We start from the raw sequence: 25,352 nt of genomic DNA on the forward strand, positions 1-25,352 counted from the left end.
ATGCGAGGCCTCGAAAGCGTGCTGAGCAGCTTGCGCTGACCCTGTGTAGGAGCAGCCTTGTGCTGCGAAGAGGCCGGTGAGAGCAACCGCGATATGTGCCGTTTGCACTGGCCTCTTCGCAGCACAAGGCTGCTCCTACAGGGAGGGTGTGTTGGGCGCTTGGGCAGCGCTAGAAAGGGCTCAGCGCACCAGGCAAGGGCGCTTGTTGTCGAACTGCCAGCCCGGTATCAGAAACTGCATCGCCACGCTGTCATCCCGCGCCCCAAGGCCCATGTTGCGGTAGCACTCGTGCGCCTTGGCCAGCTGGTCTTCATCGATCTCCACACCCAACCCTGGGCGCGCTGGCACGCGCACATGGCCGTCGACGATACGCAGCGGCTCACGTGTCAGGCGCTGGCCGTCCTGCCAGATCCAGTGGGTGTCGATGGCGGTGATTTCACCCGGTGCGGCGGCAGCCACTTGGGTGAACATGGCCAGGGAGATGTCGAAGTGGTTGTTGGAATGCGAGCCCCAGGTCAGCCCCCAGTCATTGCACATCTGCGCCACCCGCACCGAGCCCTGCAAGGTCCAGAAGTGCGGGTCGGCCAGCGGGATGTCCACCGATTGCAGTTGGATCGCATGGCCCATCTGGCGCCAGTCGGTGGCGATCATGTTGGTGGCGGTGGGCAGCCCCGTGGCACGGCGGAACTCGGCCATCACCTCGCGGCCCGAGTAGCCGTTTTCGGCACCGCAGGGGTCTTCGGCATAGGCCAGCACGTCGTGCTTGTCACGGCACAGGGCGATGGCCTCTTTAAGCGACCAGGCGCCGTTCGGGTCGAGGGTGATGCGCGCATCGGGGAAGCGTTCGGCCAGGGCGGTCACTGCCTCCATCTCTTCCTCACCGCGCAGTACGCCTCCCTTGAGCTTGAAGTCACTGAAGCCATAGCGCTGCCTGGCGGCTTCGGCCAGGCGCACGACCGCTTCCGGGGTCAGGGCCTTCTCGTGGCGCAGGCGGAACCAGTCATCGTCCGCCTCCGCTTCGCTGCGGTAGGCCAGGTCGGTCTGCTGGCGGTCGCCGATGTAGAACAGGTAACCCAGCATCTTCACCGCCTCGCGCTGCTGCCCTTCGCCGAGCAGTGCGGCCATGGGCACGTTCAGGTGCTGGCCAAGCAGGTCGAGCAATGCAGATTCGATGGCTGTCACTGCGTGCACGGTGATGCGCAGGTCGAAGGTCTGCAGGCCGCGGCCGCCGGCATCGCGGTTGGCGAAGGCCTGGCGCATGGCGTTGAGCACGCGCTGGTAATGGCCGATGGGCTGGCCTACGACCAGGCTGCGGGCATCTTCCAAGGTCTGGCGAATCTTCTCGCCACCCGGCACCTCGCCCAGGCCGGTGTTGCCAGCGCTGTCGCGCAGCACTACCACGTTGCGGGTGAAGTACGGGCCATGGGCGCCACTGAGGTTGAGCAGCATGCTGTCGTGGCCAGCCACCGGGATCACGCGCAAATCGGTGACCACGGGGGTGGCGGTGTGAACGGCGGGAGTCGTCTGCATGTTCATGGTTTTATCTCGCAGTCATCAGTGGGTCTGGCCCAGGGCCGAAGGCGCCTTGAGCTCATCGGAAGGAGCGCCCTTTGGGCGAGTGCGTACGAAGAACACGGCGATGGCTGCCAGCACCGAGGTCACCGCCAGGCCATACAAGCCGCCTTGGATCGAGCCGGTCTGCTGCTCGAGCAGGCCGAAGGTGGTGGGGGCCACGAAACCGCCGAGGTTGCCGACCGAGTTGATCAGGGCAATCACTGCCGCCGCGATGCGGGCGTCCAGGTAGCCCTGGGGGATCGGCCAGAACAGCGACGAGGCCGACTTGAAACCGATGGCGGCAAAACAGATGGCGACAAAGGCGAACACCGGCCCACCGGTGGTGGACATGAACATGCCGATGGCGGCGACCACCAGCGCGGCGGCTACCCAGGCCTGCTGGAACTTCCAGCGTGCCGAGCCGGACGCGAAGGCGTACATCGCCAGGATCGAGATCAGCCAGGGGATCGAGTTGAAGAAGCCAACCTGCAGGTCGCTGAGGTCGCCCATGCGCTTGATGATGCTCGGCAGCCAGAAGGTCGCAGCATAAATGGTCAGCTGGATGCAGAAGTAGATCAGGCAGAACAGCACGATCTGGCGGTCTTTGAGCAGGCTCCAGGCCGAGGTCTTGACGCTACCGACAGCCTCCCGCTCACGCTGCTCGCGGTCGATGGTGTGCACCAGCGCATCCTGCTCGGCCTGGCTCAGCCACTTGGCATCCTGCGGCTTGGAGTCGAGCCAGAAGAACACGAAGAAGCACAGCGTTACCGAGGCCATGCCCTCGATGAACAGCATCCACTGCCAGCCATGCAGGCCAAGGCCCTGGATTTGCATCAAGACCCCGGCCAGCGGGCCGGAGATCAGCGACGCCAGTGCCGAGCCGCTGAGAAAAATCGCAATCGCCTTGCCGCGCTCGGCGCCGGGCAGCCAACGGGTGAAGTAGTAGATCACCCCAGGGAAGAACCCGGCCTCGGCGACGCCCAACAAAAACCGCAGCACATAGAACTGGGTTTCGGTCTGGACAAAGGCCATGGCCGTGGCCACCAGCCCCCAAGTGAACATGATGCGGGTCAGCCACAACCGAGCGCCGACACGCTGCAGGAGCATGTTCGAGGGCACTTCGAACAATGCGTAGCCGATGAAGAACAGCCCGGCGCCAAACCCATAGGCAGCAGCACTGATGCCCAGGTCGCTTTCAAGGTGCGGGCGGACGAAGCCGATGTTGACGCGGTCGAGGTAGTTGACGATGAACATGATGACGAACAGCGGCAGGACGTGGCGCTTGACCTTGGCCACGGCACTGGCCAGAGCGTCGCCTTCATTCCCGGCAGACGGAGCGAGGGTGTCGTTCACTTGCGGATCTCCCACTAGTTGTTTTTATGCGGGTTGTCTGACATGACAGTGGGGTGGAGCATAGGCCTCGCGCAGTTGTACGACAAGATCGATAACGTCGACAAAAGTACAAAATACAAGCTGTAAAAATGACTATTTGCTGCGAACGTTCAAAAACAACCGCGCACGAGGCAGCCTTCTCGATCAGAAAAATCAGCGAAAAATATTTTTGTGTTTTAACTTGTCGTACAAGCTATCGATACCACGGAGCACACCATGGACTCAGCACACCCCCGCGTGCGCGGCCACAGCCGCGCCCACGACCTGGTCTCCAGCCTGACGCAGCAGATTTTGCTGGGCACCTTCAAGCCAGGCGACAAGCTGCCCTCGGAAAACACCCTGGTGCGTGAACATGGGGTCAGCCGCACCGTGGTGCGCGAAGCCTTGTCGAAGCTGCAGGCCTCAGGGCTGGTAGAGCCCCGCCACGGGATCGGTACCTTCGTGATAGAGCGCCAGCCCCAGGCGGGACTGCGCGTTGGCGCCGAAAACGCCGCCAGCGTGCGCGACCTGCTGGAGCTGCGCATCGGCCTGGAAGGCCAGGCCGCCGCCCTCGCCGCAGTGCGCCGCGACGACGGGCACGTGGCACGCATGCGCCAGGCGCTGGACGACTATCAAGACTTGGCGGCCGCTGGCGACAGCTGCATAGAGGCCGACCGGCGCTTTCACCTGCTGATCGCCGAGGCCACCGGCAACCTGTATTTCAGCGAAATGATGGCCCAGCTCGGCAGCGGCCTGATCCCCCGCAACCGCATGGCCCTGGCCGAACGCGCCGGCGCCAAGCTGGCCAGGCATGCGTACCTGGCCAATTTGGAGCATGAGGCGATACTCAATGCCATCCGCCGCCAGGACCCGGATGCGGCACGGGCGGCGATGTGCCTGCACCTGTCCAATAGCCGCGACAGATTACTGCCTGAGTGAGCCTGTAACGGCGATTACCAGGTCAGGCAGATCTTGCCGAAATGCCGATTGCTCTCCTGGTAGCGGAACGCGTCGACGATCTGCTCCAGTTCGAAGTGCTTGTCCACCACCGGCCGCAGGCCATTGGCATCGATCGCTCGCACCATCGCCTGCTGCTGCGCACGGCTGCCGACCAGCACGCCCTGCAGGCGGATCTGCCGCACCAGGGCCTGGACCAACGGCAACTGCCCCGCTACCCCGGTGAGAATGCCGATCAACGACACATGCCCGCCGATGCGCGTGGCAATCATCGACTGCTCCAGGGTCGCCGGCCCGCCCACTTCGATCACATGGTCGACCCCGCGGTTGTGGGTCAGCTCACGCACCTTCTCACCCCAGGCCGGGGTGCTTTTGTAGTTGATCAGGTGGTCGGCGCCGAGGGCCTTGAGGCGCTCGAGTTTGGCATCGCTGGACGAGGTCGCGATCACCGTGGCACCCGCCAGCTTGGCGAACTGCAAGGCGAAGATCGACACCCCGCCCGTGCCCTGCACCAGCACGGTATCGCCGGGCTTGAGGTGGTCATCGCTCATCAAGGCACGCCAGGCCGTCAGCCCTGCGGTGGTCAGCGTGGCTGCCTCGGCGTGGCTGTAGCCCTTGGGCGCCAGGGTGAAGGCGGTGGCGCGGGCAGTGACCTGTTCACGGGCGTAGCCGTCGAGGCCATCACCGGGCACCCGGGCAAACCCTTCGACATTGGCCTGGCCGTCGAGCCAGTCTGGGAAGAAGGTGCTGACGACGTTGTCGCCCACCTGAAACTCGCTGACACCCGGCCCCACTGCCGTGACTTCGCCGGCACCGTCGGCCATGGGGATACGCCGCTCGCTCGGCCCCCACATGCCGCTGACCACGGCGAAGTCGTGGTAGTTGAGGGAACTGGCGTGCAGACGCACAGTGATTTCGCCGGCCTGTGGCGCAGGCGCCTCGCAGGTGCCGACCTGGACTTTGTCGTAGCCGCCGCCAGGTTGGACGTAGATGGCCTTGCTGCTCATGGCTGGGTCTCCATTCAGGGAAAAACTGCGGTTCAGCATAGCCACTGCAGGCTGCCTCCTCCCGTGTGGGAGCGGGTTTACCCGCGAAGAGGCCCGCACTGCCAATACAAAAAATCAGCCAAGCATCGCGCGCAACGCTCGGCAATCCGCCGCATGCCAATCCACCAGATGCGGCCACGGGTTATCCGGCAAGTTGACCAATACGGTACGCGCCCCGGCCGCACGCCCACAATCCAGGTCAAAGCGATAGTCACCCACCATCACCAGTTCGCTGGGCGCCACACCCCACGCCTCTGCAATCTTCAGCAGGCCATCCGGGCTAGGCTTGGGTTCGGCCTCATCACGGCCAAGCACATGCTCCACCGGGAAGCAGTCAGCCAGGCCGATGGCCTCCAGGGTGACATGCGCCAACTCCCGGGCATTGCGGGTCAGGATCGCCAGCCGGCAGCCACGCCCGGCCAGTTCGCGCACCAGCTCCACCGCCCCCGTCGCGGCCGTCGACGCCAGCGCCAGGTCGCGCTCATGCTCCAGCAGCCAGGCGTGCTTGGCCGCCGCTTGCGCCGCCGGCAAGGCCGCCAGGTGGGTCAGTATGTCGTCTTCAGGCGGTATCTCCAGCGCTTCGCGAATCGCCGCAAAGTCATGCACCGCCACGGTCAGGGTGCCGTCCATGTCGAACACCCAGTTACGTACCTCGCCCAGGCTCATGCCCAGTCCTTGCGATGGCGAATCAGGCCTTCCTGGCTCGACGACGCCACCAGTTGCCCGGCCTGGTTGAAGATGCTGCCACGGCAGAAGCCACGGGCATTGCCGGCCCACGGGCTGTCGGTGGCGTACAGCAACCACTCGTCGGCGCGCAGGTTGCCATGGAACCACAGCGAATGATCGAGGCTGGCGATCTGCATGTCGCGCTGCCACACCGATTTGCCATGGGGCAGCAAGGCGGTGGTCAGCAGGCCGAAGTCAGAGGCATAAGCCAGCAGGTACTTGTGCAGCGCAGGCACGTCCGGCAGGTTGCCGTCGGCACGGAACCAGGCGTATTTCACGGGGTCGCCAGGCTTGGGGTTGAACGGGTCACGCTCGGTCACCGGGCGGATCTCGATCGGCTTGGCGCACAGCACTTTGTCGCGGATGCGCTCAGGCAGGTGCTCGGCCATGGCACTGGCCAGTTCGACTTCGCTGGGCAGGTTTTCCGGGCCGACCACATCGGGCATCTGCGCCTGGTGCTCGAAGCCCTCTTCGTCGTACTGGAACGACGCGCTGCAAGTGAAGATGGTGTGGCCCTTCTGGATCGCCGTCACCCGCCGGGTGCTGAAGCTGCCGCCGTCACGCACGCGGTCTACCGAATAGACCACCGGCAAACTGGCGTCGCCAGGGCGCAGAAAGTAACCGTGCAGCGAATGCACATGGCGCGCATCTTCAACCGTCTGGCTCGCCGCCGACAATGACTGGCCCAGCACTTGCCCGCCGTACAACTGGCGGAAGCCCAGGTCCTGGCTGCGTCCACGGAACAGGTTCTCCTCGATGGACTCGAGGCTCAACAGGTCGACCAGGTCGTCCAACACATGACTCATCGGGGGTTCTCCTAGCAAGGCAACACGGCTCTACAGCGCTTTCATGAAGGCGAATGATACAGGGTTTGTCATTCGCACCGCGCATGCCCATCCATTCAGCCGCGCAGGGTCTGTTCCCAGTGTGCGCGGTCGATGCGGTACAGCACATGAGGGCGCAACGGGTGGCCGGCAGGCAGGCGCGGGTGTTCGAAACTACCGCTCGGGTCCTGCTGCATGCCGATGGCCTGCATCACTTTCTGCGAGGGCAAGTTGCTCTCACTAGTGAACGACACCACCTCGTCCAGGCGCAATTGGGCGAAGGCACAACGCAGGCAGGTCCAGGCCGCTTCACTGGCAAACCCCAAGCCCCAGTGGCGACGCGCCAGGCGCCAGCCGATTTCTACCGCGGGCGCAAAATCGGCATCGAAGCTGACGTTCAGCAGCCCGGTCATGCCGATGAAGGCGCCGCTGTCTTTGCGCTCCAGCGCCCACAGGCCAAACCCATGCTCATTGAAATGGCCACGGATTCGACCAATCAGCGCAGCCGCCTCCAGGCGCGTCAGGGGTGCCGGAAAATACTGCATCACGTGCGGGTCGGCGCACAGCGCGGCGAACTCGCGCAGGTCGTCGTCGTGCCATTGCCGCAGCACCAGCCGTGCGCTTTCCAGGTGAAGAATCGGGGTCATCGGGCATGCTCCGGTTTTGCTGTCTTGCAGTTTACAGCGTAGGCGCGGGCGACGGTTTCACTCAAGCGGCGGCGCCTGAATGCAATTTTCACAACGCCTTCACCGCCACCCGACAGGCCGCTCACCAGAATGTCGCCAGCCACGACCACACCCGGCGCGGCCATGCCATCGGAGTCACGCATGCTATCGAGCAATACCCTAGGCCACCCTGCCATCCACGCCCGGCGCAAGCGACGTTTGTCACGCAAGGCCCTCGGTGCCGCTTTGGGCCTGTGCATGGTCGTGGCGGCGTTGACCACCTGGCTGGCAACGAGGACGCACATCGTGGACCTTGGCAACGAGCAACAGTTGAGTGACAGCGGCCTGCTGCAGGATTGGGCCGAAGGCGCAGTGATCGTGATGATCCGCCATGCCGAACGCTGCGACAGCGCACCCGGGCCCTGCCTGGACGACCCCACCGGCATCACCGTGGCCGGCACCCAGGCGGCCAGCCGCGTCGGCCAGGGTTTGCACACGCTGGGTTTAAGCAGTGCCGATGTGCTGAGCAGCCCTAAAGTGCGGACTCGCCAGACCGCGCACTTCATTCTGGGCCAGGCCGTGCCGAGCGCTGCCTGGCTGGAGAGCTGCGACAACCAGTTCGCCGATGAAGCCCTGGCGCGCAAACGCCCTGGTCACAATCTGGTCTTGGTGACCCACAACGGTTGCATCGACCACTTCCAGCGCCAGCAGCGTGTAGTCGGCGGGGAACGGGAAAGCGGCTATGCCAGTGCGCTGTTCGTGTCGGTCGACGGCAACGGCAAGGCGCGGATTCTCGGGCGCTTGAACGAGCCGGATTGGCAGCGGGTACTGGCCAGCACCGGCAAATGACACGCTAATGCCACAAGCCGGTTGCACGGCGCCCCACAACTGGCAAGATCAGCACTGGCCCCGATTGCGAACCGACCATGCCGTTGCCGCTGATCTACCACGATGACTACAGCCCGGAATTCCCCGCCGAGCACCGCTTCCCGATGGACAAGTTTCGCTTGCTGCGCGACCACCTGGTCGACAGCGGCCTGACCCGTGACCAGGACCTGTTGCGCCCGCAAATCTGTCCCAACGACATCCTTGCCCTGGCCCACGACCGAAGCTACATCGAACGCTACATGAGCGGCGACCTGTCCCGCGAGGACCAGCGTCGCCTGGGCCTGCCCTGGAGCGAGGCGCTGGCCCGGCGCACCGTGCGTGCCGTGGGCGGTTCGCTGCTGAGCGCCGAGCTGGCGCTGCAGCATGGCATCGCCTGCCACTTGGCCGGCGGCACCCACCACGCCCATTACGACCACCCAGCAGGCTTTTGCATCTTCAACGACCTGGCCGTCATCAGCCGCTACCTGCTGGAAGCTGGGCGGGTGCACCGGGTGCTGATCTTCGACTGCGACGTGCACCAGGGCGACGGCACCGCGCGAATTCTGCACGACACCCCCGATGCAATCACCGTGTCCCTGCACTGTGAACAGAACTTCCCGGCCCGCAAGGCCCAGAGCGACTGGGACATCCCCCTGCCCCGTGGCATGGGCGACGCGGCCTACCTCAAGGTGGTGGATGACGCCCTCAACTACCTGTTGCCGCTCTACCAGCCAGACCTGGTGCTGTACGACGCCGGCGTCGATGTGCACAAGGACGATGCCCTGGGCTACCTGCAGCTGACCGATGAGGGCCTGGCGGCACGCGATGAGTTGGTGATGCGCCAGTGCCTGGGCCGCGACATTCCGGTGGTGGGCGTGATCGGTGGCGGTTACAGCAAGGACCGCGTGGCCCTGGCACGGCGCCACGGCATCCTGCACCACAGTGCGGCGCGAGTCATAGGTTGTTCACAATGACTGTGGAACCGCCTGTGGATAAGCTGCTGGAAAGCGGCTGCAGCCCTTAAGCTGCGCCACCTGCAGAGTATTGATCATTTTTTGACCAGTGCTTCCACCTACCGGCCTGCGCTAGAATGCGCGCTCTTTTCCACAGCCTGCCGCCCCCATGCCCGATCTACACCACTGCACCCCTCCCCTTGTCGCCGTCATCGGTGGCGGCCCCGCCGGCCTGATGGCCGCCGAAGCGCTGGCCCAGGCGGGCTTGGCGGTCGAGGTGTTCGATGCCATGCCCTCGGTCGGCCGCAAGTTCCTGCTGGCAGGTGTCGGCGGCATGAACATCACCCATTCCGAGCCCTACCCGGCCTTTGTCGCGCGCTACGCCGAACGCCAAGGCGAGATTGACGGCCTGCTGCACGGCTTCGATGCCGACGCGCTGCGCCAGTGGATTCACGGCCTGGGCATCGAAACCTTCGTCGGTACCTCGGGCCGGGTCTTCCCGCGCGACATGAAGGCCGCGCCCTTGCTGCGCGCCTGGCTCAAGCGCCTGCGCGACAGCGGTGTAGTTATCCACACCCGCCATCGCTGGCTGGGTTGGCATGACGATGGCAGCCTGCGGATCGCTTATCCACAGGGTGAACGCCAGGTACACGCGGCCGCCGTGGTGCTCGCACTGGGTGGGGGTAGCTGGGCGCGCCTGGGTTCGGACGGTGCGTGGCAGCCGCTGCTGGCTGAGCGGGCTGTGGATATCTCGCCCTTGCAGCCGAGCAACTGTGGGTTTGAAGTCGAAGGCTGGAGCACCTTGCTCAAAGACAAGTTTGCCGGCGCACCGCTGAAGAACATTGCCCTGAGCGTGCCCGGCAGCCTGCCGCGTAAAGGTGAGTTCATCCTCACTGCGCAAGGTGTCGAAGGCAGCCTGGTGTATGCCTGGTCGGCGCCGGTGCGTGAGGCCATCACGCGTGACGGCCGGGGTGTGCTGCTGCTCGACCTGCTGCCGGACAAGGCTGTGGATAACATCGCCCAGGCATTGGCCAAGCCACGCGGCTCGCGCTCCATGGCCAAGCACCTGCACAGCCAGTTGGGCATCGATGGGGTCAAGGCGGCATTGTTACGGGAGCTGACCGATCAGGCCACGTTCGCCGATCCACAGGCGCTGGCGCGGGCCATCAAGGCGTTGCCGATCACCTTGGTGCGTACCCGGCCGCTGGATGAGGCCATCAGCAGTGCTGGCGGGGTGCGTTTCGAGGGGCTGAGTGAGGGGTTGATGGTCAAGGCATTGCCGGGGGTGTTCTGTGCCGGCGAGATGCTGGACTGGGAGGCGCCGACCGGGGGGTATTTGCTGACGGCATGTTTTGCCAGCGGGCTGCGCGCCGGGCGTGCGGCCGCGCAATGGGTGGCGGGGCTGCCTGACAGGTAGCTGCCGCCCAACTTTGTGGGAGCGGGCTTGCCCCGCGAATGAGGCCACGCAGTGCATGGCACCGGCTTCGCAGGTGTTCGCGGGGCAAGCCCGCTCCCACACGGCCCCTGCAAAATCAATTAAATCTACGGCCCCCCGGCGATATCAAGGCTTACGCTTACGCGGCCCACCATTGAAGCTCGGCACCTTACGCACCGCTTTCACTGACGGCGCCGGGCTCGCCGCCTCGGCACTGTCCATCCAGCGCCCCAAACCACGCTTCGCGCTGTTCTCTTTCGGCTTTTTAGGCTTTTTCGGTTTCTTGATCACCTGGCCACTGGCATCGGTCATCGGCACGCGGTGCTCTGGGATAAAGTCCGGCTCTTCATGCCGCGGCAAGGTCTGGCGGATCAACGTCTCGATCGACGCCAGCATCTGCACTTCGTCGGCACACACCAGCGAAATCGCCTCCCCTTTGTTGCCGGCGCGGCCAGTGCGGCCAATGCGGTGCACATAGTCTTCAGCAACGATCGGCAGGTCGAGGTTGACCACCAGCGGCAGGTCGTCGATATCCAGCCCGCGCGCGGCAACATCGGTCGCCACCAACACCTGGATCTCACGGGCCTTGAAGGTATCCAGCGCACGCTGACGCGTGGCCTGCGGGCGATCGCCATGGATGCCGTCGGCGTTGATACCCTCGCTCAACAAGCGCTCCACCAACTGGTCGACACCGTTGCGGGTCTTGGCAAACACCAGCACCTGGCTCCAGCGCTGCTTGCGCAGCAAATGGCAGAACAGGTCGGCCTTGCGCTTTTTGTCCACAGGCACCAACCACTGTTTGACGGTGTTGGCGGCGGCATTGCGGGGGCTCACTTCAATGCTCAGCGGGTCGTTCAGGGCCAGGCCGGCGAGGACCCGGATCTGGTCCGAGAAGGTCGCGGAAAACAGCAACGTCTGGCGCTTGCGCGGCAGCGCGGCGTACACCGACTGCAGCTCTTCGGCAAAGCCCAGGTCGAGCATGCGGTCGGCTTCATCGAGCACCAGGGTCTGCACTTGGTTGAACTTCACCGCGTTCTGCCGGAACAGGTCGAGCAAGCGGCCCGGGGTGGCCACCAGCAGGTCGACGCCACGGCGCAGGCGCATCATCTGCGGGTTGATGCTCACCCCGCCGTACACCGCATAGGTGCTCAACGGCAGGTTCTCGGCATACTCGCGCACATTGTTGTGCACCTGCTCGGCCAGCTCGCGGGTCGGTACCAGCACCAGCGCGCGGATCGAGTTGCTGGCAACCTTCTCACCTTCCAGCGCCAGGCGCTGCAGCACCGGCAGGGCAAAGCCTGCGGTCTTGCCGGTGCCGGTCTGGGCCGCAGCCATCAGGTCGCGGCCGGCCAGCACGGCGGGGATGGCCTGGGCCTGGACCGGGGTCGGGGTGGTGTAGTCCAGCTGCTGCAGGGTACGCAGCAAGGGTTCGATCAGGCCGAGTTTGGCGAAATTCATGGCAATACCGTCAGGGGGTTCAGCGAAGGCGGCAAGTTTACCGCAACACCCCCGTCTACTTGCAGATTTCGCCCTTCAACGGTTGCGCAGGCGCTGGTGCCTTGCGCCACTGAGGTAGGCCGATAAGCACCACTGCGCCAATGATCACCGCCATGGCCACGCATTCTTCGGCGCCGATCTGTTCGCCGGCGAAGACGATCCCCAACAGCACCGCCACCGCCGGGTTGACGTAGGCATAGCTGGTCGCAGCCGCCGGGCGCACATGCTTGAGCAGGTACATGTAGGCACTGAACGCCAGGATCGAGCCGAAGAACACCAGGTAGGCCAGCGCGCCCCAACCGGCAGCGGTGGGCATCTGGGTCATGCGCTCGCCCGACAGCACACTGCCCAGTAGCAACACGGCACCGCCCACCAGCATTTCGGCGGCACTGGCCATCGGCCCCTGCGGCAGCGGCAAGCTTTTGCTCCATACCGAACCAAATGCCCACGAGGCCGCCGCGAACAGAATCAGTGCCGCGCCAATCGGGCTTGCCTGTAAGTTGGAGCCGAGGTTGAGCAGTGCGATACCGGCCAGCCCGAGGCCGATCCCCGCCCATTCGAGCCGCGAGTTGCGGTGGCCGAACAGCAGGCCGAAGAGCAGGGTGAACAACGGCACCGTCGCTACCGCCAAGGCCGCCACGCCGGACGCCACACCGGCGTGTTCGGCCACGGTCACGCCGCCGTTACCACAGCTGAGCAACAGAAAGCCGATTGCCCCTGCGGCCCGCCATTGCGGCCAGGTCGGCGCCGGCACACCGCGCCAGCGCAGAAAGCCATACAACAGGCCCCCGGCGATCAGAAAGCGCACGCCTGCCATGAGCATCGGTGGCCACGATTCGACGCCGATGCGAATGAACAGGTAGGTGGACCCCCAGACCAGGTACAGGGCCATGAAGGCACCGATGAGCAGGAGTGGGAAGCGGCGGGAGGCAGGCATGGCTAAGTACTCGAAATCCGTTTACGGGTGACTTAGTTTAGAAAGGTCACTGCGTAAACTTAAGTTACAAAACCGGAATAAATGAGCGACACACTTGGTGGGGGTGCGTTGAGTTTGTGGGTAGGCCTGGGTGGTTGGCTTTAGGTTTTTGGGGTGTTTGAGATCGAGCGCCGCCCGCGCTCAATGCCGCAACAACAACCGCCCCTCAATAGGCACATAACGGCTAGCCGCACGGATCAGTGACATCGCCGTAAGCCCTGGCACGCCATACACCACCGCTTCGGCACCATGGCGCTGGATAACCCGCTCCAGCAACAAATCGAAGTCGCCATCACCGGAGGCCAACACCACCTGGTCCACGCGGCTGGCGGCGTCGATCACATCCAGGGTAATGCCCACATCCCAGTCACCTTTGGCCGAGCCGTCGCTGCGCTGGATGTACGGTTTAAGGCGTACCTCGAACCCGAGGTTGCGCAAGATCTGCTGGAATTGCTGTTGCTTGCTGTCACCGCGGTCGATGGCATAGGCCACGGCTTCGACGATCTGCCCTTCACGGCTGACCTCGGCCCACAACGCGGCGTAGTTGAAATGGCAGCCATGCGCCTGGCGCACGGTGTAGTAGAGGTTCTGCACGTCGGCGAACAACGCGATCTTTTTCACGGGAACCTCATGGTCTGATGGAACCGGGGCTGCCGTGCAGCCCCAAATGCCAGCAGTATGCCAGACCCGTCAGACGTAGGAATCGTCGTCGGAGAAGAACCCGCCGTCACCACCGCCGTAATCGGTATCGGCGTAACCGCTCTGGTCATTGCCCCAACCGCCGTTGTCGGCCACCTGCTGCTGCCCGCCCTGGTCGCTCCAGCCGCCGCTGTCGCTGGCCGGTGTCGGCTCTTCCTTGATCACTTCCACCACTTCCTCTGGCTGCGAGTTGTGGTTGAACAGGCTGCTGATCCCTTGGGCCAGCAACACCCCGCCGGCCACGCCGGCAGCGGTCTGCATCGCACCGCCGAGGAAGCTGCTGGCGCCCCCTCGCGCTGGCGCTGCGCCGAAGCCAGCTTGCTGCTGTTGCTGCGGTTGCTGCGGGTTGAAGCCCGGCGCCGACGGTTCACGCCAGCCACCCCCGCCAGCAACGGGCGCCGAGGGGCGCTGCGGTTGCACGGCCGGTGGCGTGTTACGCCCACCCGAACCAAAGATGCTCGACAGAAAACCACCGCCACCGTTGCTGGTGGGGCTACTGTTACCGGCGCGGCTGGCTTCGACCTGTGCGCGAGCTTGCTGAAGCTCCGCCTCCAGTTGCTTGTTCTGCTCGTCAAGGCGCTTGATCGCGGCTTCTTGCACGAGGATCGCCTGGGCCATGTAGTAAGGCGCTGCCGGCTGCTGGCGCACATGCGCCTCGATGCACGCCTGGGCCTGCGCGTCACGCGGCTGGCTCGGGTCTTCCGCCTGCTTGATGCGGCCGAACAGGCTATCGATCAGGGTTTGTTCTTCAGTGTTCATGAAGCTACCTCATGGGGAAGCGGGACAACGGACAGCGTCAAAGATGGGGCGTTCAGGCACTGGATTCAATCACCTCGGCGGTGAAACTTTTTTCAGCAAGTGACAGCTAAACGCCTGCTTTGGGCTAAAGTACACCCCTGCTTTTACTGCCATGCGATGTTGACCGATGAATCCGCTGAGCGTTCTGCGCGACTCCCTGTACTTCTTCCGCCGCCACCTGCCGAACATCCTCCCGCTGTGCCTGCCGCTGGTGGTGCTCGAAGCCTTGCTCACCCAGCTGCTGTACCGGCAAATGGGCGACCAGGCGTCGCCGGCCTACGGCATGCTGGTCAGCTTGCTGTTGTACCCGCTGTACAGCGCGGCGCTGATCCTTTACCTAGACACCCGCAGCAATGGCCAGGAAATCGCCAAGCGCGACCTGTTTGCCCGGGCCGTGCAACTGTGGCCGCAGCTGGCCCTGCTGATTCTCATCAGCTCCCTGCTGATCATGGCCGGCCTGGCGTTGTTCATCTTCCCGGGCGTGTGGATCATGATCAACCTGGTGTTCGCCGAGTACCTGCTGGTACTGCGGGGCCTGCCGGTGGTGCAGTCGATGCGCGAAAGTGCACGGATGACCACCGGCAACTTCCTGCGCATCATGATTTGCGTGCTGGCGGTGCTGGCGCCGATCTGGCTGATCGACGGGCTGCTGCTGATGGCCTTCCCAGCGCCGTCACCCGGCATGGAACTGGCCATGGACAGCCTCAGCGGCTTCTTGCAGCTGTTCAGCACCGTGGTGCTGTACCGCCTGTTCACGCTGCTGGAGGCTGACTCCGGCGCCTGATGCCAGGCACCTCGCACAAAGCGGGCTCCGTGGAAAACCTGCAGGCTGCCAGCATTGTCGAACATCAGTGACCGTGGTGGCTCCCGACCTTCCAACACGGAGCCTCCATGTCCACTACCACGGCTAACACCCACTGGGCAGAACAGGCCGAGATTTTCCTCGGCACGTTCCAGGTACTCGACTCGGCAACCCCGCTCGAAAACGTTGCGCAAGAGACGTTCAAATCCGTCTACCTCAGCCTGTTCAAAGACGCCGATCAGAAGGTGATAAGCGGCCAAAGTGATTGGGTGATTGCTGGCCATCAGCAGCCTGCCAGCGTCTTTCGTTTTCTGTTTCACTCGAAAACGTCGAATCGCCTGCACTTCATGATCACCGGCAGTGGAGCGGACCACGACAAGACGATGGGGATCAGCCGCAACGGTTACCTGGGGCTGTACCAATACGCCAGCGTGTCCGACCCCTTCAAGCTTGAACCGCTGCATTGGAGCGACGACAGCTTGATATGCCGTTGGCGCGACCATCAAGGCCATTCAGTTAGGCTCCACCACAATCCCAAAGTGACCGCACCTAACTTTTCTTACCTGAGAGTGCTTGAGGGTAAAGAATCCATTTTCCGCCTCACGCGGGTTCGCACCTAAGCGACAGGCAGAACTTTCAATCTATTTCTCCGAATCTTTTCTGGTAGCGCAGAACAGCCGTGAAAAGGTTCACGCTGCCCCCACCTGCCATGCCTGTCTAACGTGCGTGCTTCGACGAGGAGACAGGCAATGACCGACAATCAACAAGACCGTTTCTGGGCGGATGGCCATTCATTCGTAGGTAAGATTTACCTGCTGGATGCAACCGGCAAGGTGCCCGTGCATATCTTCAAAAGCCATCACGACTTCAGCTTTGGCGTAGACATCAACACCGACGATGGCTGGCTCAAAGTCGGTGGCAGTGCCGCTGCGCCGGCGTTTCTTTTCAGGTTTCACTCAAAAACCGAAGCCCGCCTGCACTTCACCGTCGCCCTGGCCGCCAATAGCCGCCGCCAACTGGGGATGAACAGCAGTGGTTACCTGGGACTGTACGAACAGGACGCCTCGCTGGATTACTGGAAACTCCAGCCGCTGTCATGGGCCAAGAATGAGCTGCGCTGTTACCTGCGCGATCATCAGGGCCACCAGGTCAAAAGCACACACGACTCCGGGGCGAAGTTCGCCTACCTCACCACCGGCGCCGGCACGCCCCATGAGTTCCTGATCGAAAAAGCGACCTAGTGGCGCGATCACGCTGCCTGCCATGAGGCACACTTCGCCCACGGGAAAACCCTTCAAGCTTCATCGCTGCTCGGCCATGGCTCTAGTGTGCAAAGCCCTCATTCTCTGCGAGAAAGCACCATGGACGAAGACATCCAGGCGAGCCACGCCAAGTCGTTTCGCGGCAAATTGTACATGCGGTCGGGCGGCCGTAATATTCCGCTGCGGTTGAGCCGCAGCAGCGACAATCCCACCTGGGGCACACCCGAAGAGGACTGGCTGCAAGTTGGAGGACGAGAAGATTCGCCAACTGTGGACTTCCATTTCGACTCCCAGACCGAGGATCGACTGCATTATCACCTCTGCATTCCATGGTATCCGCGCACCAAGAAACTGGGCGTTAGCCGCAACGGCTACCTCGGCTTCTACTGGAACGCCGAGGTGACCGACTTCTGGAAAATCGAACCCTTGCACATGACCGAGGAAGGCCTTGTTTGCTATCTACGTGACCACAGGGGCCACCGGGTTGGCGCCCTGCACAATGATCCGCATTACAACGGGGACCGGATTGCATTTCTCAACGTAGAGGAAGGCGTGGTCGCCACCTTACTGCTCAAGCAGACCGGTTGAAGGCAGTAGGTCAGGTACCCCGCGGTTTGGCCCGCGCCGTGGCCTCGGCCACCAGCGGGTCATCCGGCCAATAGTGCTTGGGATAACGGCCCTTGAGGTCCTTCTTCACCTCGGCATAGGTCGTGCGCCAGAAGTTGGCCAGGTCCTGGGTCACTTGAACGGGCCGGCGTGCTGGCGACAGCAGGTGCAACTTGACCTGCTGTCGCCCTTGGGCGATGCGTGGCGTGTCTGCCAGGCCAAATAGCTCCTGCAGGCGCACGGCGAGGATGGGCGGGTTTTCACTGTAGTCCAGCCGTATGTGCGAGCCGGACGGCACGGCCAGGTGCGCCGGCGCCCATTCGTCGAGGCGCTGCGGCAAAGGCCATGGCAACAGGTTGCGCAACATCGACGACAGGTCCAACGCGGCAAAATGACTCAAGCGGGACACCTTGCCCAGGTAGGGTTGCAGCCAGCCTTCCAGTGTCGCCAGCAGGGCTTCGTCGCTCAAATCTGGCCATTCACTTTGCCCGGCATTGTCCAGGTCCAGCTGACGTAACAACGCCACCCGCGCCTGCCACTGGCGCAACTCGGGTGTCCAGGTCAGGAGGTTCAAGCCTTTACGCCGTACCAGGCCGAGCAGGGCCCTGGCGCGGGCGTCGTCGTCCAGGCCAGGCAACGGCTCGCGGCTGAGCACCAGCTCGCCGACCTTGGTCTGGCGCTCGGCGCGCAGCACCTGCTCGCGGTCGTCCCAGTCGAGGATATCAATACGCTCGACCTGCTCGGCCAGCACGTCGTCCAGCAGTGCAGGGTCGAACTCGGCAGCCAGGTAAATGCGTTCTTCCCGCTGGCCTTGGCGGCTGCCCAGGTCGGCAACCACCAGCCAGGGGCATTTCATCAACGCATCGACCTCGGCGAAAAGGGCCGCGCGGCCATTGGCCAGGCGATACTCGGCACCGCCCTCGCGGCGCTGCTGGGCAACCCGGTCTGGGTAAGCCAGCGCCAACAGTGCGCCCAACCAGCGCGGATGATCAGGGTCGGCAACCCCAGCACCCGTCTTGCCACGCAGCAGCCCACGGTACTGGCGGGCCAACTGCCGCGTACGCTGCACGCCGCCCTGCCCGCCTCGGGCTGTTTTGCTTTCACCGCTGATCAGCGCCAGCCGGCTGTGCAGGTCGGCGCCACCCCCGCGCTGGATATCACGCTCACCCAACAAGGCCGCGACATCACAGGCCATGGCCGCCAAGCCCAGACCCTGCCCGCGCAGCAGCAAATGGGCGATACGTGGGTGGGCCGGCAGTTCGGCCATGGCCTGGCCGTGCTCGCTGAGGTTGTCGCGGCTGCCCGCCTTGAAGGCACTGAGCCGTGCCAACAGGTCCTGGGCCTGGGAGAACGCCGCCGCGGGCGGCTGGTCCAGCCAGCGCAGTTGATCAGGCGTGACGCCCCACCGGGCCAGTTGCAAGGCCAGGCCGGCGAGGTCGGCCTGGAGGATTTCTGCGCTGCCATGCGCCGCCAACTGGTCATGCTGGGCCTCGGACCACAGCCGGTAGCACACCCCCGGCTCCAGGCGGCCAGCCCGGCCGGCGCGCTGGGTGGCGCTGGCGCGAGAGATACGCTGGGTGTCGAGCCGCGTCATGCCGCTGCCGGGGTCGAAGCGCGGCACCCGTGCCAAGCCGGCATCAACCACCACGCGCACGCCGTCGATGGTCAGGCTGGTTTCGGCGATGTTGGTGGCCAGCACCACTTTGCGCTTGCCGGCAGGGGCTGGGTCGATCGCCGCACGCTGGGCATTGAGGTCGAGCTCGCCGTGCAATGGGCAAAGCAGGATGTCGGAACGTTCGCCCAGCATGTCCTGAAGGCTCTGATGAACGCGGCGGATTTCGGCCTGGCCAGGCAGGAACACCAGCACGCTGCCGGCCTGGTCCGCCAGCGCATGGAGCACACACTCGACGACCCGCGGCTCGATGAACTCGCCCGGCTGGAACGGCCGACCCCAGCGGATATCCACCGGGTACATGCGGCCTTCGCTGCTGACCACCGGCGCATCGTCGAGCAGCCGCGACAGCCGCTCGCCCTCCAGCGTCGCCGACATCAGCAAGATTTTCAGGGGCGGTTCGTCACGTAGCAGTTCACGCCCATTGAGGCTCAAGGCCAAGGCCAGGTCAGCGTCCAGGCTGCGTTCGTGGAACTCGTCGAAGATCAACAGCCCCACGCCATCCAGCGCGGGGTCTGCCTGCAAGCGGCGGGTGAGGATACCCTCGGTGACCACCTCGATGCGGGTCTTCGGCCCGACCTTGCTGTCCAGGCGAATACGATAGCCCACGGTCTCCCCGACCTTTTCACCCAGCTCGCTGGCCAGCCTTTCGGCCGCCGCGCGGGCGGCCAAGCGGCGTGGTTCGAGCATCACGATGGTTTGCCCAGCCAGCCACGGCGCGTCCAGCAATGCCAAGGGCACACGGGTGGTCTTGCCGGCGCCGGGCGGTGCTTCGAGCACGGCTTCGTCGCGGTTTTCCAGGGCCTGGCGCAAGGCGGGCAAAACAGTATCGATCGGTAATGAAATCATGGTGGTCCTCGAACAGTCGGGCGAGTATAACGGCGAACCCAGCCTGCTCTATCATGGTCTTAGCATCAGGTGCTGGCGCTTCGCTTGCCCTGCTGAATACCTTTTCGGAGATTTACATGCGTATCCCATCCCGTGTCATCGGCGGCGCCCTCATCGTCACCTTGCTGACCCAGCTGACGGCCTGCGGCACGCTGTTTTACCCAGACCGTCGCGGCCAGATCGACGGCAAGATCGACCCCGTGGTCGCCGCCATGGATGCCATCGGCATTCTCTTCTACGTGATCCCCGGGCTGATCGCCTTCGGCATCGACTTTGCCACCGGCGCCATCTACTACCCGGGTGGCCGCACAGCCCAGGTCGCCCCAGAGAAACTGCGCGAAGCGGTAAGCCCGGACGGCAAGGTCGACAACCTCAAGCTGCAGGCCATTCTTGAAAGCGAACTGGGCCAGCGCCTGCCGCTGAACGACCCACGGCTGATCCAGCACCGTGGCAGCGTCGAGCAACTGGCCGCCTACCAGCTGGTACCGGCTGCCTGACCCAGACAAGGACATCGCCCCGGCAATGATCACCCCGGCTGAACACCAGCGCCTGCTGCGCCTGGCCACCCGCGCGTCACTGGCGGTGGCCAGCATCCTGGTCGTGAGCAAGGCGCTGGCCTGGTGGCTGAGCGGCTCGGTCAGCCTGTTGGCCGGGTTGACCGATTCGGCACTGGACGCCGTCGCCTCGTTCCTCAACTTGCTCGCCGTGCATTACGCCCTGCGCCCGGCCGATGATGACCATCGCTTTGGCCACGGCAAGGCCGAGGCCTTGGCGGGTATGGCCCAGGCGCTGTTCATCGGGGTCAGTGCGGTGCTGATCGGGGTGCAGGCAGTCGAACGCCTGCAAACCCCACAACCCTTGGGTGACACGGGCGTCGGCATCGCGGTCATGCTGCTTTCACTGGCCCTGACCGTTGCCTTGCTGGCGTTGCAGCACAAGGTCATACGCCTGACCGGTTCCACTGCGGTGCGCGCCGACTCCCTGCACTACCGCTCAGACCTGCTGCTGAACGGCAGCATCTTGCTGGCGTTGCTGCTGACTCAATTTGGCTGGTCGCAACTGGATGCTTTATTCGGCCTGGGCATTGCCTTCTACATTCTCTGGAGTGCGCTGCAGATCGCGCGGGAGAGCACCGCCATCCTGATGGACAAGGAGCTGCCGGGCGATGTGGGCGAGGCGATGTCCGCCTTGGTGCTGGCCATCCCTGGCGTGAAGGGGGTGCATGATGTGCGTACACGGGTCTCGGGCAACCAGTGGTTCGTGCAGTTGCACCTGGAGTTGCCGGGCGAGCTGGCGCTGCATGAGGCGCACAGTCTGTGCGTGGCGGCATCGGAGGTGATTCGCCAGCGTTATCCACAGGCGGATGTGATGGTGCACGCGGACCCGGTGTAGGAGCGGCCTTGCGTCGCGAAAGGGGCGCGTAGCGGCCCCAGGTTTGCGACGCGGCAGAAATCGCTGGGGCCGCTACGCGCCCCTTTCGCGACGCAAGGCCGCTCCTACAAAGGCCGGTTCAGGCTCAGTTGATGCTGTAACCCCGCCCGCTGAAACAGGCGCCCAGCGCACGCCGGTAGGTATCGGTCACATTCAAAGGGGGTGCATAGGCCGCCGTCGCTGGGTCAAAGCCTGACTGGCTCACCGCCCAACGGTGGCACTGGTAGCGGTCCTGTTCCTGCTGTTCCTGCCCCTGGCCATACATCGGATAAGCCACCACATCATAGCCACCCCCTGCCGGAGCCATTGGCGCAGGCGCGGGTGCAGCCATCGGCGGATTGACCACCACATACTCGCGGCTGTCCGCCAGGTACTGGTAATAGGTATCGGCCACCAGGAAGAACAGCGCCCCACCCAGCCACACCTCACGGGCATACGCCGGCAGGTACTCCACCCGCGCACCATAAGGCGGTGCCACGACGATGTAACTGCCGCCGTGCGGTCGATACCAATAGCCGCCCGAATAGAAGTAGTCGTGCCCGCGGTAAGGCACCTTCCAGTAGCGATCCGGGAAGCGGTCGATGGTCTGCCCTGGGCGATACTGCGGCCCTGGCCCCCAGCCATTGCCATGGCCGTCCGGGCGCCCCTGCCAGTCACCGCCCGGCCGCTGCCCCGGCCCACCGGCTTGCCAATAGCGGTTATCGCCATTGTGCCGGGGGATGTCCTGGTAATAGCCCTGGCGCGGTGGCTGCGTCTGGCGTACTTCGTCGCGCGAGTTGAGCGGGGAGCGGCCTGCGGCGGCGCCGTTCGGGTCCTGTGGCCCGTTGCCGCCATGGCCCCCGCCATGCCCCTCATCAGGCCCCTGCGCCACAGCGCCAAGGCTGATGCTCAACGTAACCAAACCAACACCTGCCCACTGCCAGATGCGCGACTTCATGGTGCCCCTCTCGATCAAAATGACTGCAGCCGCTGCCAGTCTACCGCGCCGGCCACACCGGCAACTTAAAATCGCGGACATGAAAAAAGGGAGGCCGTTGGGCCTCCCTTTGGGAATTGTCGTCCGTGCTCGGCACTTGTGGCGCCGGCTCACCTCACGCCGTCTTCTGGACGGTGTGTAGCCCGGGGGCCTGGCGGATCCTGTTGGATGGCTGGGCCGCGACCGCTCGCCTAGAGCGCGTCGCCGTGGACTGATGTCCGGGCAGTGATTCTGTGGATAAAGATACCGGGCAGAGGGCGACAGAGGATTGCGAAGATTGCTCAGATAAATAGCACTTGCGCAATTTTTCACCTTAGATTGATAATTCATCGCAATCTGAACAGAAAAGGCATATTCCATGAGCAAACTTGACCGCTACGACCTGAGCATCCTCGCCGAACTGCAGCGCGATGCGCGCATTTCCAACCAGGAGCTGGCCGAACGCATCGGCTTGTCGCCTTCGCCGTGCTCGCGTCGGGTCAAACAACTCGAGGACGACGGCTACATCTCGCGCCAGGTTGCCCTGCTCGATCGCAAGAAGCTGGGGTTGAGCCTGACCGCCTATGTACTGATCGGCATGGACCGCCACACCCCAGAGCGCTTCGAGACCTTCGAGGCCGCCATTCGCAACTTGCCCCAGGTGCTTGAATGCAGCCTGGTCACCGGTATGGACGCCGACTACCAGCTCAAGGTGGTGGTACCGGACATGGACCACTATCAAAAATTGCTACTCGGCAGCCTGACCCGCATCGAAGGCGTCACCAGCGTGCGTTCGAGCTTCGTGCTGAACCAGGTACTGGCCAGTACCGAGCTTCCATTGACCCATCTGCGTTGAATACTTAATCGCCCGGCGTATGATCGAGCGCTCAGCCTGCCTGGAGAACACTGATGGATCCCGCCGTATTCGAAGAATGGATGATGATCATCCTCGTCACCGTGTTGATCGGTTTCATGGGCTTTATCGTCTGGGACCTGGCGAAAAAGTCCAAGGCCGGGCGGTTCGGCACCCTGATCCTGTTCTTCGTGCTGGGGCTTGGGGTTCTGGCCTTTATCATCAAGAGCGTGGTGGTGGCGTTTCTGGAGGGTGTGTAGGCGCAGCCTTGTGCTGCGAAGGGGCCCCGTCGCTCGCCAAGTTCTGGGTCAAACATACCGGCCCTTTCGCAGCACAAGGCTGCTCCTATCGAGGTAGCTTGGCTGGCACTTCGCGCCAACAGCCTTGGTCCAACCCGTCCAACGTCCAGTCGCCAATCCGCACCCGCACCAGGCGCAAGGTAGGCAACCCCACCGCCGCCGTCATCCGCCGCACCTGGCGGTTGCGGCCTTCGCGAATCACCAGCTCCAGCCAATGGGTCGGCACGCTCTTGCGAAAACGTACCGGCGGGTTGCGCGGCCACAGTTCAGGTTCATCCAGGCGGCGGGCCTCGGCCGGCAAGGTCGGGCCGTCATTGAGCATCACCCCCTCGCGCAGGCGTTGCAACTGCTCGTCGCTCGGTTCACCTTCCACTTGTACCCAGTAGGTCTTGGCCAGCTTGTGCTTGGGGTCGGCGATGCGCGCCTGCAGGCCGCCATGGTTGGTCAGCAGCAGCAGGCCTTCACTGTCGCGGTCCAGCCGCCCGGCCGGGTAGACGCCCGGGATGTCGATGAAGTCCTTGAGGGTCGCGCGCCCTTCACCATCGCTGAACTGGGTCAGCACGTCGAACGGCTTGTTGAACAGGATCAAACGCGGCTCGGCCGGCGGCGCCTTGGGCTGGCGACGCGGGTCGGCAGGCCGCGCCTGAGGGCGGCGCGGCTTGGAACGGGGTGGCAGGGGCATGGATCCTCAGCGGAACGGCGGCTCATCGAAGCTGCGCAGTTTACGCGAGTGCAACGAATTGAGCTCGGTACGTAGCAGGTCGAGGGCGGCAATGCCGATCTTCAAATGCTGGCTGACCGCCCGGTTGTAGAACGCGTTGGCCGAGCCTGGCAGCTTGATCTCGCTGTGCAGCGGCTTGTCGGAGACACACAGCAACGTGCCGTACGGCACCCGCAACCGGTAGCCTTGGGCGGCAATGGTGCCACTCTCCATGTCCACCGCCACCGCACGTGACAGGTTGATCAATGGCCGCTCCTGGGCCCAGCGCAGTTCCCAGTTACGGTCGTCGTAGGTCAACACAGTGCCGGTGCGCAGGCGCTTTTTCAGCTGTTCGCCGCGCTCACCGGTTACTTGTGCTGCTGCCTCCTGCAAGGCCATCTGCACCTCGGCCAGGGCCGGGATCGGAATGTTTGGCGGCACCACACGGTCAAGAATGCCGTCGCGCCGCATGTACGCGTGCGCCAGCACATAGTCACCGATGGTCTGCGACTGACGCAGGCCGCCGCAGTGGCCGATCATCAGCCAGCAGTGCGGGCGCAGCACGGCCAGGTGGTCGGTGATGTTCTTGGCATTGGAAGGGCCGACGCCGATGTTGACCAAGGTCACGCCGTCGCCGTCGGCGGCGATCAGGTGGTAGGCCGGCATCTGGTAACGGTGCCAGACCACGCTGGCCACCAGGGCCTGGGTTTCGCCATGGTCCATGCCTTTTTCGATCACCACGTTGCCCGGCAGCACCATGCGTACGAAACGCGGGTCGTCACGCAGTTGCTCAAGGCCATGGCTGATGAACTGGTCGACATAGCGGTGGTAGTTGGTCAGCAAAATCCACGGCTGTACATGCCGCCAGTCGCTGCCGGTGTAGTGCACCAGGCGACGCAGCGAGAAGTCGACACGCGCGGCATCGAACAGCGCCAGCGGCAGGGTTTCGGTGCTGTCCCAGTCGTACAGGCCATCGGCGATATTGTCGGTGGCTGCCGACAGGTCGGTGCTGGGGAACACCCGCGCCAGCTGGGCGGCGGTGATGCCGCTGCCGGCCAGCTCGTCGCCCTGGTCGACCACGTACGGGTACGGGATGTTCTGCTCGCTCACACCCACTTCCACCGTCACGGTGTAGTCGTGCATGAGCGGGCGCAGTTGCTCGAGCAGATAGCCACGGAACGCGGCTGGCTGGGTGACGGTGACGCTGTAGGTGCCGGCGACCTGGACCTTGGCGTAGGCACGCGTGGTGGCCGCGACCTCACCCTGGCTGTAATAGGTCAGGCGCAGCGCGGGATAACGGAACAGCCCGCGCTCGTCGGCATCGGGCTCGGTTCGGTCCTTGAGGTAGCGCTTGAGGGCTTGGCTGAGGGCACCGGTGGCCTGTTCATGCAGGGCCGCCAGACGGTCGACGGCCTGTTCTGGGGTATCAACGACTACAAAAGCGTGGCTCACACTGTGCTTCCTGTCTGGACATGCATGTGGACCATCTTGCCTGCCTTCGTGGGTAAATACACCC

General features: G+C 64.0%; 27 protein-coding genes. 12 read left to right on the forward strand and 15 right to left on the reverse strand.

What is annotated here, in order from left to right; all coding sequences use genetic code 11:
* Positions 1-180 precede the first annotated feature (180 nt).
* Complete coding sequence (gene gudD / locus MFF34_RS22865; protein ID WP_238216618.1) at positions 181-1,536, reverse strand: glucarate dehydratase; 1,356 nt, start codon at positions 1,534-1,536, stop codon at positions 181-183.
* Between the two features lie 18 nt (positions 1,537-1,554).
* Positions 1,555-2,907, reverse strand: coding sequence for an MFS transporter (locus tag MFF34_RS22870; RefSeq protein WP_238216619.1), 1,353 nt, complete (start codon positions 2,905-2,907; stop codon positions 1,555-1,557).
* A 255-nt stretch (positions 2,908-3,162) separates the two neighbouring features.
* Between MFF34_RS22870 and MFF34_RS22875 the strand changes: the two genes are divergently transcribed.
* Positions 3,163-3,864 (forward strand): FadR/GntR family transcriptional regulator, encoded by a 702-nt coding sequence (locus MFF34_RS22875; RefSeq protein WP_099430514.1) that lies wholly within the window; start codon positions 3,163-3,165, stop codon positions 3,862-3,864.
* Positions 3,865-3,878: 14 nt separating this feature from the next.
* On the opposite strand, the gene MFF34_RS22880 is transcribed toward MFF34_RS22875, so the two are convergent.
* The 5 genes from MFF34_RS22880 to MFF34_RS22900 form a co-directional block, all read right to left on the reverse strand.
* Positions 3,879-4,889: an NAD(P)-dependent alcohol dehydrogenase gene (locus MFF34_RS22880; protein ID WP_238216621.1), complete on the reverse strand. Its 1,011-nt coding sequence runs from the start codon at positions 4,887-4,889 to the stop codon at positions 3,879-3,881.
* Positions 4,890-5,003: 114 nt separating this feature from the next.
* Complete coding sequence (locus MFF34_RS22885) at positions 5,004-5,594, reverse strand: HAD family hydrolase (protein ID WP_027595073.1); 591 nt, start codon at positions 5,592-5,594, stop codon at positions 5,004-5,006.
* Positions 5,591-6,460: an acyl-CoA thioesterase II gene (gene tesB, locus MFF34_RS22890; RefSeq protein WP_027595074.1), complete on the reverse strand. Its 870-nt coding sequence runs from the start codon at positions 6,458-6,460 to the stop codon at positions 5,591-5,593. Before tesB ends, MFF34_RS22885 begins: the two co-directional genes overlap by 4 nt.
* Positions 6,461-6,555: 95 nt before the next feature.
* Complete coding sequence (locus MFF34_RS22895) at positions 6,556-7,125, reverse strand: GNAT family N-acetyltransferase (protein ID WP_085272361.1); 570 nt, start codon at positions 7,123-7,125, stop codon at positions 6,556-6,558.
* Positions 7,122-7,307 (reverse strand): hypothetical protein, encoded by a 186-nt coding sequence (locus tag MFF34_RS22900; RefSeq protein ID WP_099430516.1) that lies wholly within the window; start codon positions 7,305-7,307, stop codon positions 7,122-7,124. Before MFF34_RS22900 ends, MFF34_RS22895 begins: the two co-directional genes overlap by 4 nt.
* Here MFF34_RS22900 and MFF34_RS22905 point away from each other — a divergent pair.
* The 3 genes from MFF34_RS22905 (at position 7,306) to MFF34_RS22915 (ending at position 10,380) form a co-directional block, all read left to right on the forward strand.
* Positions 7,306-7,992 carry a histidine phosphatase family protein gene (locus MFF34_RS22905; protein ID WP_238216623.1) on the forward strand — a complete coding sequence of 229 codons (687 nt, stop codon included), beginning with the start codon at positions 7,306-7,308 and terminating at the stop codon, positions 7,990-7,992. The genes MFF34_RS22900 and MFF34_RS22905 overlap by 2 nt on opposite strands.
* Positions 7,993-8,069: 77 nt before the next feature.
* Positions 8,070-8,984 carry a histone deacetylase gene (locus MFF34_RS22910; RefSeq protein ID WP_099455374.1) on the forward strand — a complete coding sequence of 305 codons (915 nt, stop codon included), beginning with the start codon at positions 8,070-8,072 and terminating at the stop codon, positions 8,982-8,984.
* A 148-nt stretch (positions 8,985-9,132) separates the two neighbouring features.
* Complete coding sequence (locus MFF34_RS22915; protein WP_238216625.1) at positions 9,133-10,380, forward strand: TIGR03862 family flavoprotein; 1,248 nt, start codon at positions 9,133-9,135, stop codon at positions 10,378-10,380.
* Between the two features lie 144 nt (positions 10,381-10,524).
* Here MFF34_RS22915 and MFF34_RS22920 read toward each other — a convergent pair whose 3' ends face one another.
* The 4 genes from MFF34_RS22920 to MFF34_RS22935 form a co-directional block, all read right to left on the reverse strand.
* Positions 10,525-11,856: a DEAD/DEAH box helicase gene (locus MFF34_RS22920; protein ID WP_085272358.1), complete on the reverse strand. Its 1,332-nt coding sequence runs from the start codon at positions 11,854-11,856 to the stop codon at positions 10,525-10,527.
* A gap of 55 nt (positions 11,857-11,911) precedes the next feature.
* The gene (gene yedA, locus MFF34_RS22925; RefSeq protein WP_027595081.1) at positions 11,912-12,832 is read right to left on the reverse strand and encodes a drug/metabolite exporter YedA; all 921 of its coding nucleotides are present in this window, start codon (positions 12,830-12,832) and stop codon (positions 11,912-11,914) included.
* A 180-nt stretch (positions 12,833-13,012) separates the two neighbouring features.
* On the reverse strand, positions 13,013-13,492 hold the full coding sequence (locus MFF34_RS22930; protein WP_027595082.1) for an NYN domain-containing protein: 480 nt from the start codon (positions 13,490-13,492) through the stop codon (positions 13,013-13,015).
* A 69-nt stretch (positions 13,493-13,561) separates the two neighbouring features.
* Entirely contained in the window at positions 13,562-14,329 is a 768-nt protein-coding gene (locus MFF34_RS22935) for a DUF2076 domain-containing protein (RefSeq protein ID WP_238216627.1), read from the reverse strand.
* Positions 14,330-14,495: 166 nt separating this feature from the next.
* On the opposite strand from MFF34_RS22935, the gene MFF34_RS22940 reads away from it, so the two are divergent.
* The 4 genes from MFF34_RS22940 (at position 14,496) to MFF34_RS22955 (ending at position 17,020) form a co-directional block, all read left to right on the forward strand.
* Positions 14,496-15,152, forward strand: coding sequence for a YciC family protein (locus MFF34_RS22940; RefSeq protein ID WP_238216629.1), 657 nt, complete (start codon positions 14,496-14,498; stop codon positions 15,150-15,152).
* A gap of 107 nt (positions 15,153-15,259) precedes the next feature.
* Positions 15,260-15,790 (forward strand): hypothetical protein, encoded by a 531-nt coding sequence (locus tag MFF34_RS22945; protein WP_027595085.1) that lies wholly within the window; start codon positions 15,260-15,262, stop codon positions 15,788-15,790.
* Positions 15,791-15,919: 129 nt separating this feature from the next.
* Positions 15,920-16,411, forward strand: a complete 492-nt coding sequence (locus MFF34_RS22950; RefSeq protein ID WP_238216631.1) for a hypothetical protein — start codon at positions 15,920-15,922, stop codon at positions 16,409-16,411.
* A 120-nt stretch (positions 16,412-16,531) separates the two neighbouring features.
* Positions 16,532-17,020: a hypothetical protein gene (locus MFF34_RS22955; RefSeq protein ID WP_238216633.1), complete on the forward strand. Its 489-nt coding sequence runs from the start codon at positions 16,532-16,534 to the stop codon at positions 17,018-17,020.
* Between the two features lie 10 nt (positions 17,021-17,030).
* On the opposite strand, the gene hrpB is transcribed toward MFF34_RS22955, so the two are convergent.
* The gene (gene hrpB / locus MFF34_RS22960; protein ID WP_238216635.1) at positions 17,031-19,559 is read right to left on the reverse strand and encodes an ATP-dependent helicase HrpB; all 2,529 of its coding nucleotides are present in this window, start codon (positions 19,557-19,559) and stop codon (positions 17,031-17,033) included.
* A gap of 116 nt (positions 19,560-19,675) precedes the next feature.
* Here hrpB and MFF34_RS22965 point away from each other — a divergent pair, with 116 nt between their 5' ends.
* Together MFF34_RS22965 and MFF34_RS22970 are read left to right on the forward strand one after the other, a co-directional pair.
* The gene (locus tag MFF34_RS22965) at positions 19,676-20,095 is read left to right on the forward strand and encodes a hypothetical protein (protein WP_027592641.1); all 420 of its coding nucleotides are present in this window, start codon (positions 19,676-19,678) and stop codon (positions 20,093-20,095) included.
* 25 nt (positions 20,096-20,120) lie between these two features.
* Complete coding sequence (locus tag MFF34_RS22970; RefSeq protein WP_238216715.1) at positions 20,121-20,990, forward strand: cation diffusion facilitator family transporter; 870 nt, start codon at positions 20,121-20,123, stop codon at positions 20,988-20,990.
* Positions 20,991-21,114: 124 nt separating this feature from the next.
* Here MFF34_RS22970 and MFF34_RS22975 read toward each other — a convergent pair whose 3' ends face one another.
* Complete coding sequence (locus MFF34_RS22975; protein ID WP_238216637.1) at positions 21,115-21,966, reverse strand: DUF6515 family protein; 852 nt, start codon at positions 21,964-21,966, stop codon at positions 21,115-21,117.
* 397 nt (positions 21,967-22,363) lie between these two features.
* Here MFF34_RS22975 and MFF34_RS22980 point away from each other — a divergent pair, with 397 nt between their 5' ends.
* Positions 22,364-22,840 (forward strand): Lrp/AsnC family transcriptional regulator, encoded by a 477-nt coding sequence (locus tag MFF34_RS22980; RefSeq protein ID WP_003249795.1) that lies wholly within the window; start codon positions 22,364-22,366, stop codon positions 22,838-22,840.
* Positions 22,841-22,893: 53 nt separating this feature from the next.
* Entirely contained in the window at positions 22,894-23,097 is a 204-nt protein-coding gene (locus MFF34_RS22985) for a DUF2788 domain-containing protein (protein ID WP_027592638.1), read from the forward strand.
* Positions 23,098-23,182: 85 nt separating this feature from the next.
* On the opposite strand, the gene MFF34_RS22990 is transcribed toward MFF34_RS22985, so the two are convergent.
* Positions 23,183-23,818, reverse strand: coding sequence for a pseudouridine synthase (locus MFF34_RS22990; protein ID WP_027592637.1), 636 nt, complete (start codon positions 23,816-23,818; stop codon positions 23,183-23,185).
* 6 nt (positions 23,819-23,824) lie between these two features.
* Positions 23,825-25,288, reverse strand: coding sequence for an AMP nucleosidase (amn, locus tag MFF34_RS22995; protein ID WP_027592636.1), 1,464 nt, complete (start codon positions 25,286-25,288; stop codon positions 23,825-23,827).
* Positions 25,289-25,352 lie beyond the last annotated feature (64 nt).

It is taken from the genome of Pseudomonas sp. PAGU 2196 (genome assembly GCF_022179005.1).
Classification (GTDB): domain Bacteria; phylum Pseudomonadota; class Gammaproteobacteria; order Pseudomonadales; family Pseudomonadaceae; genus Aquipseudomonas; species Aquipseudomonas kermanshahensis.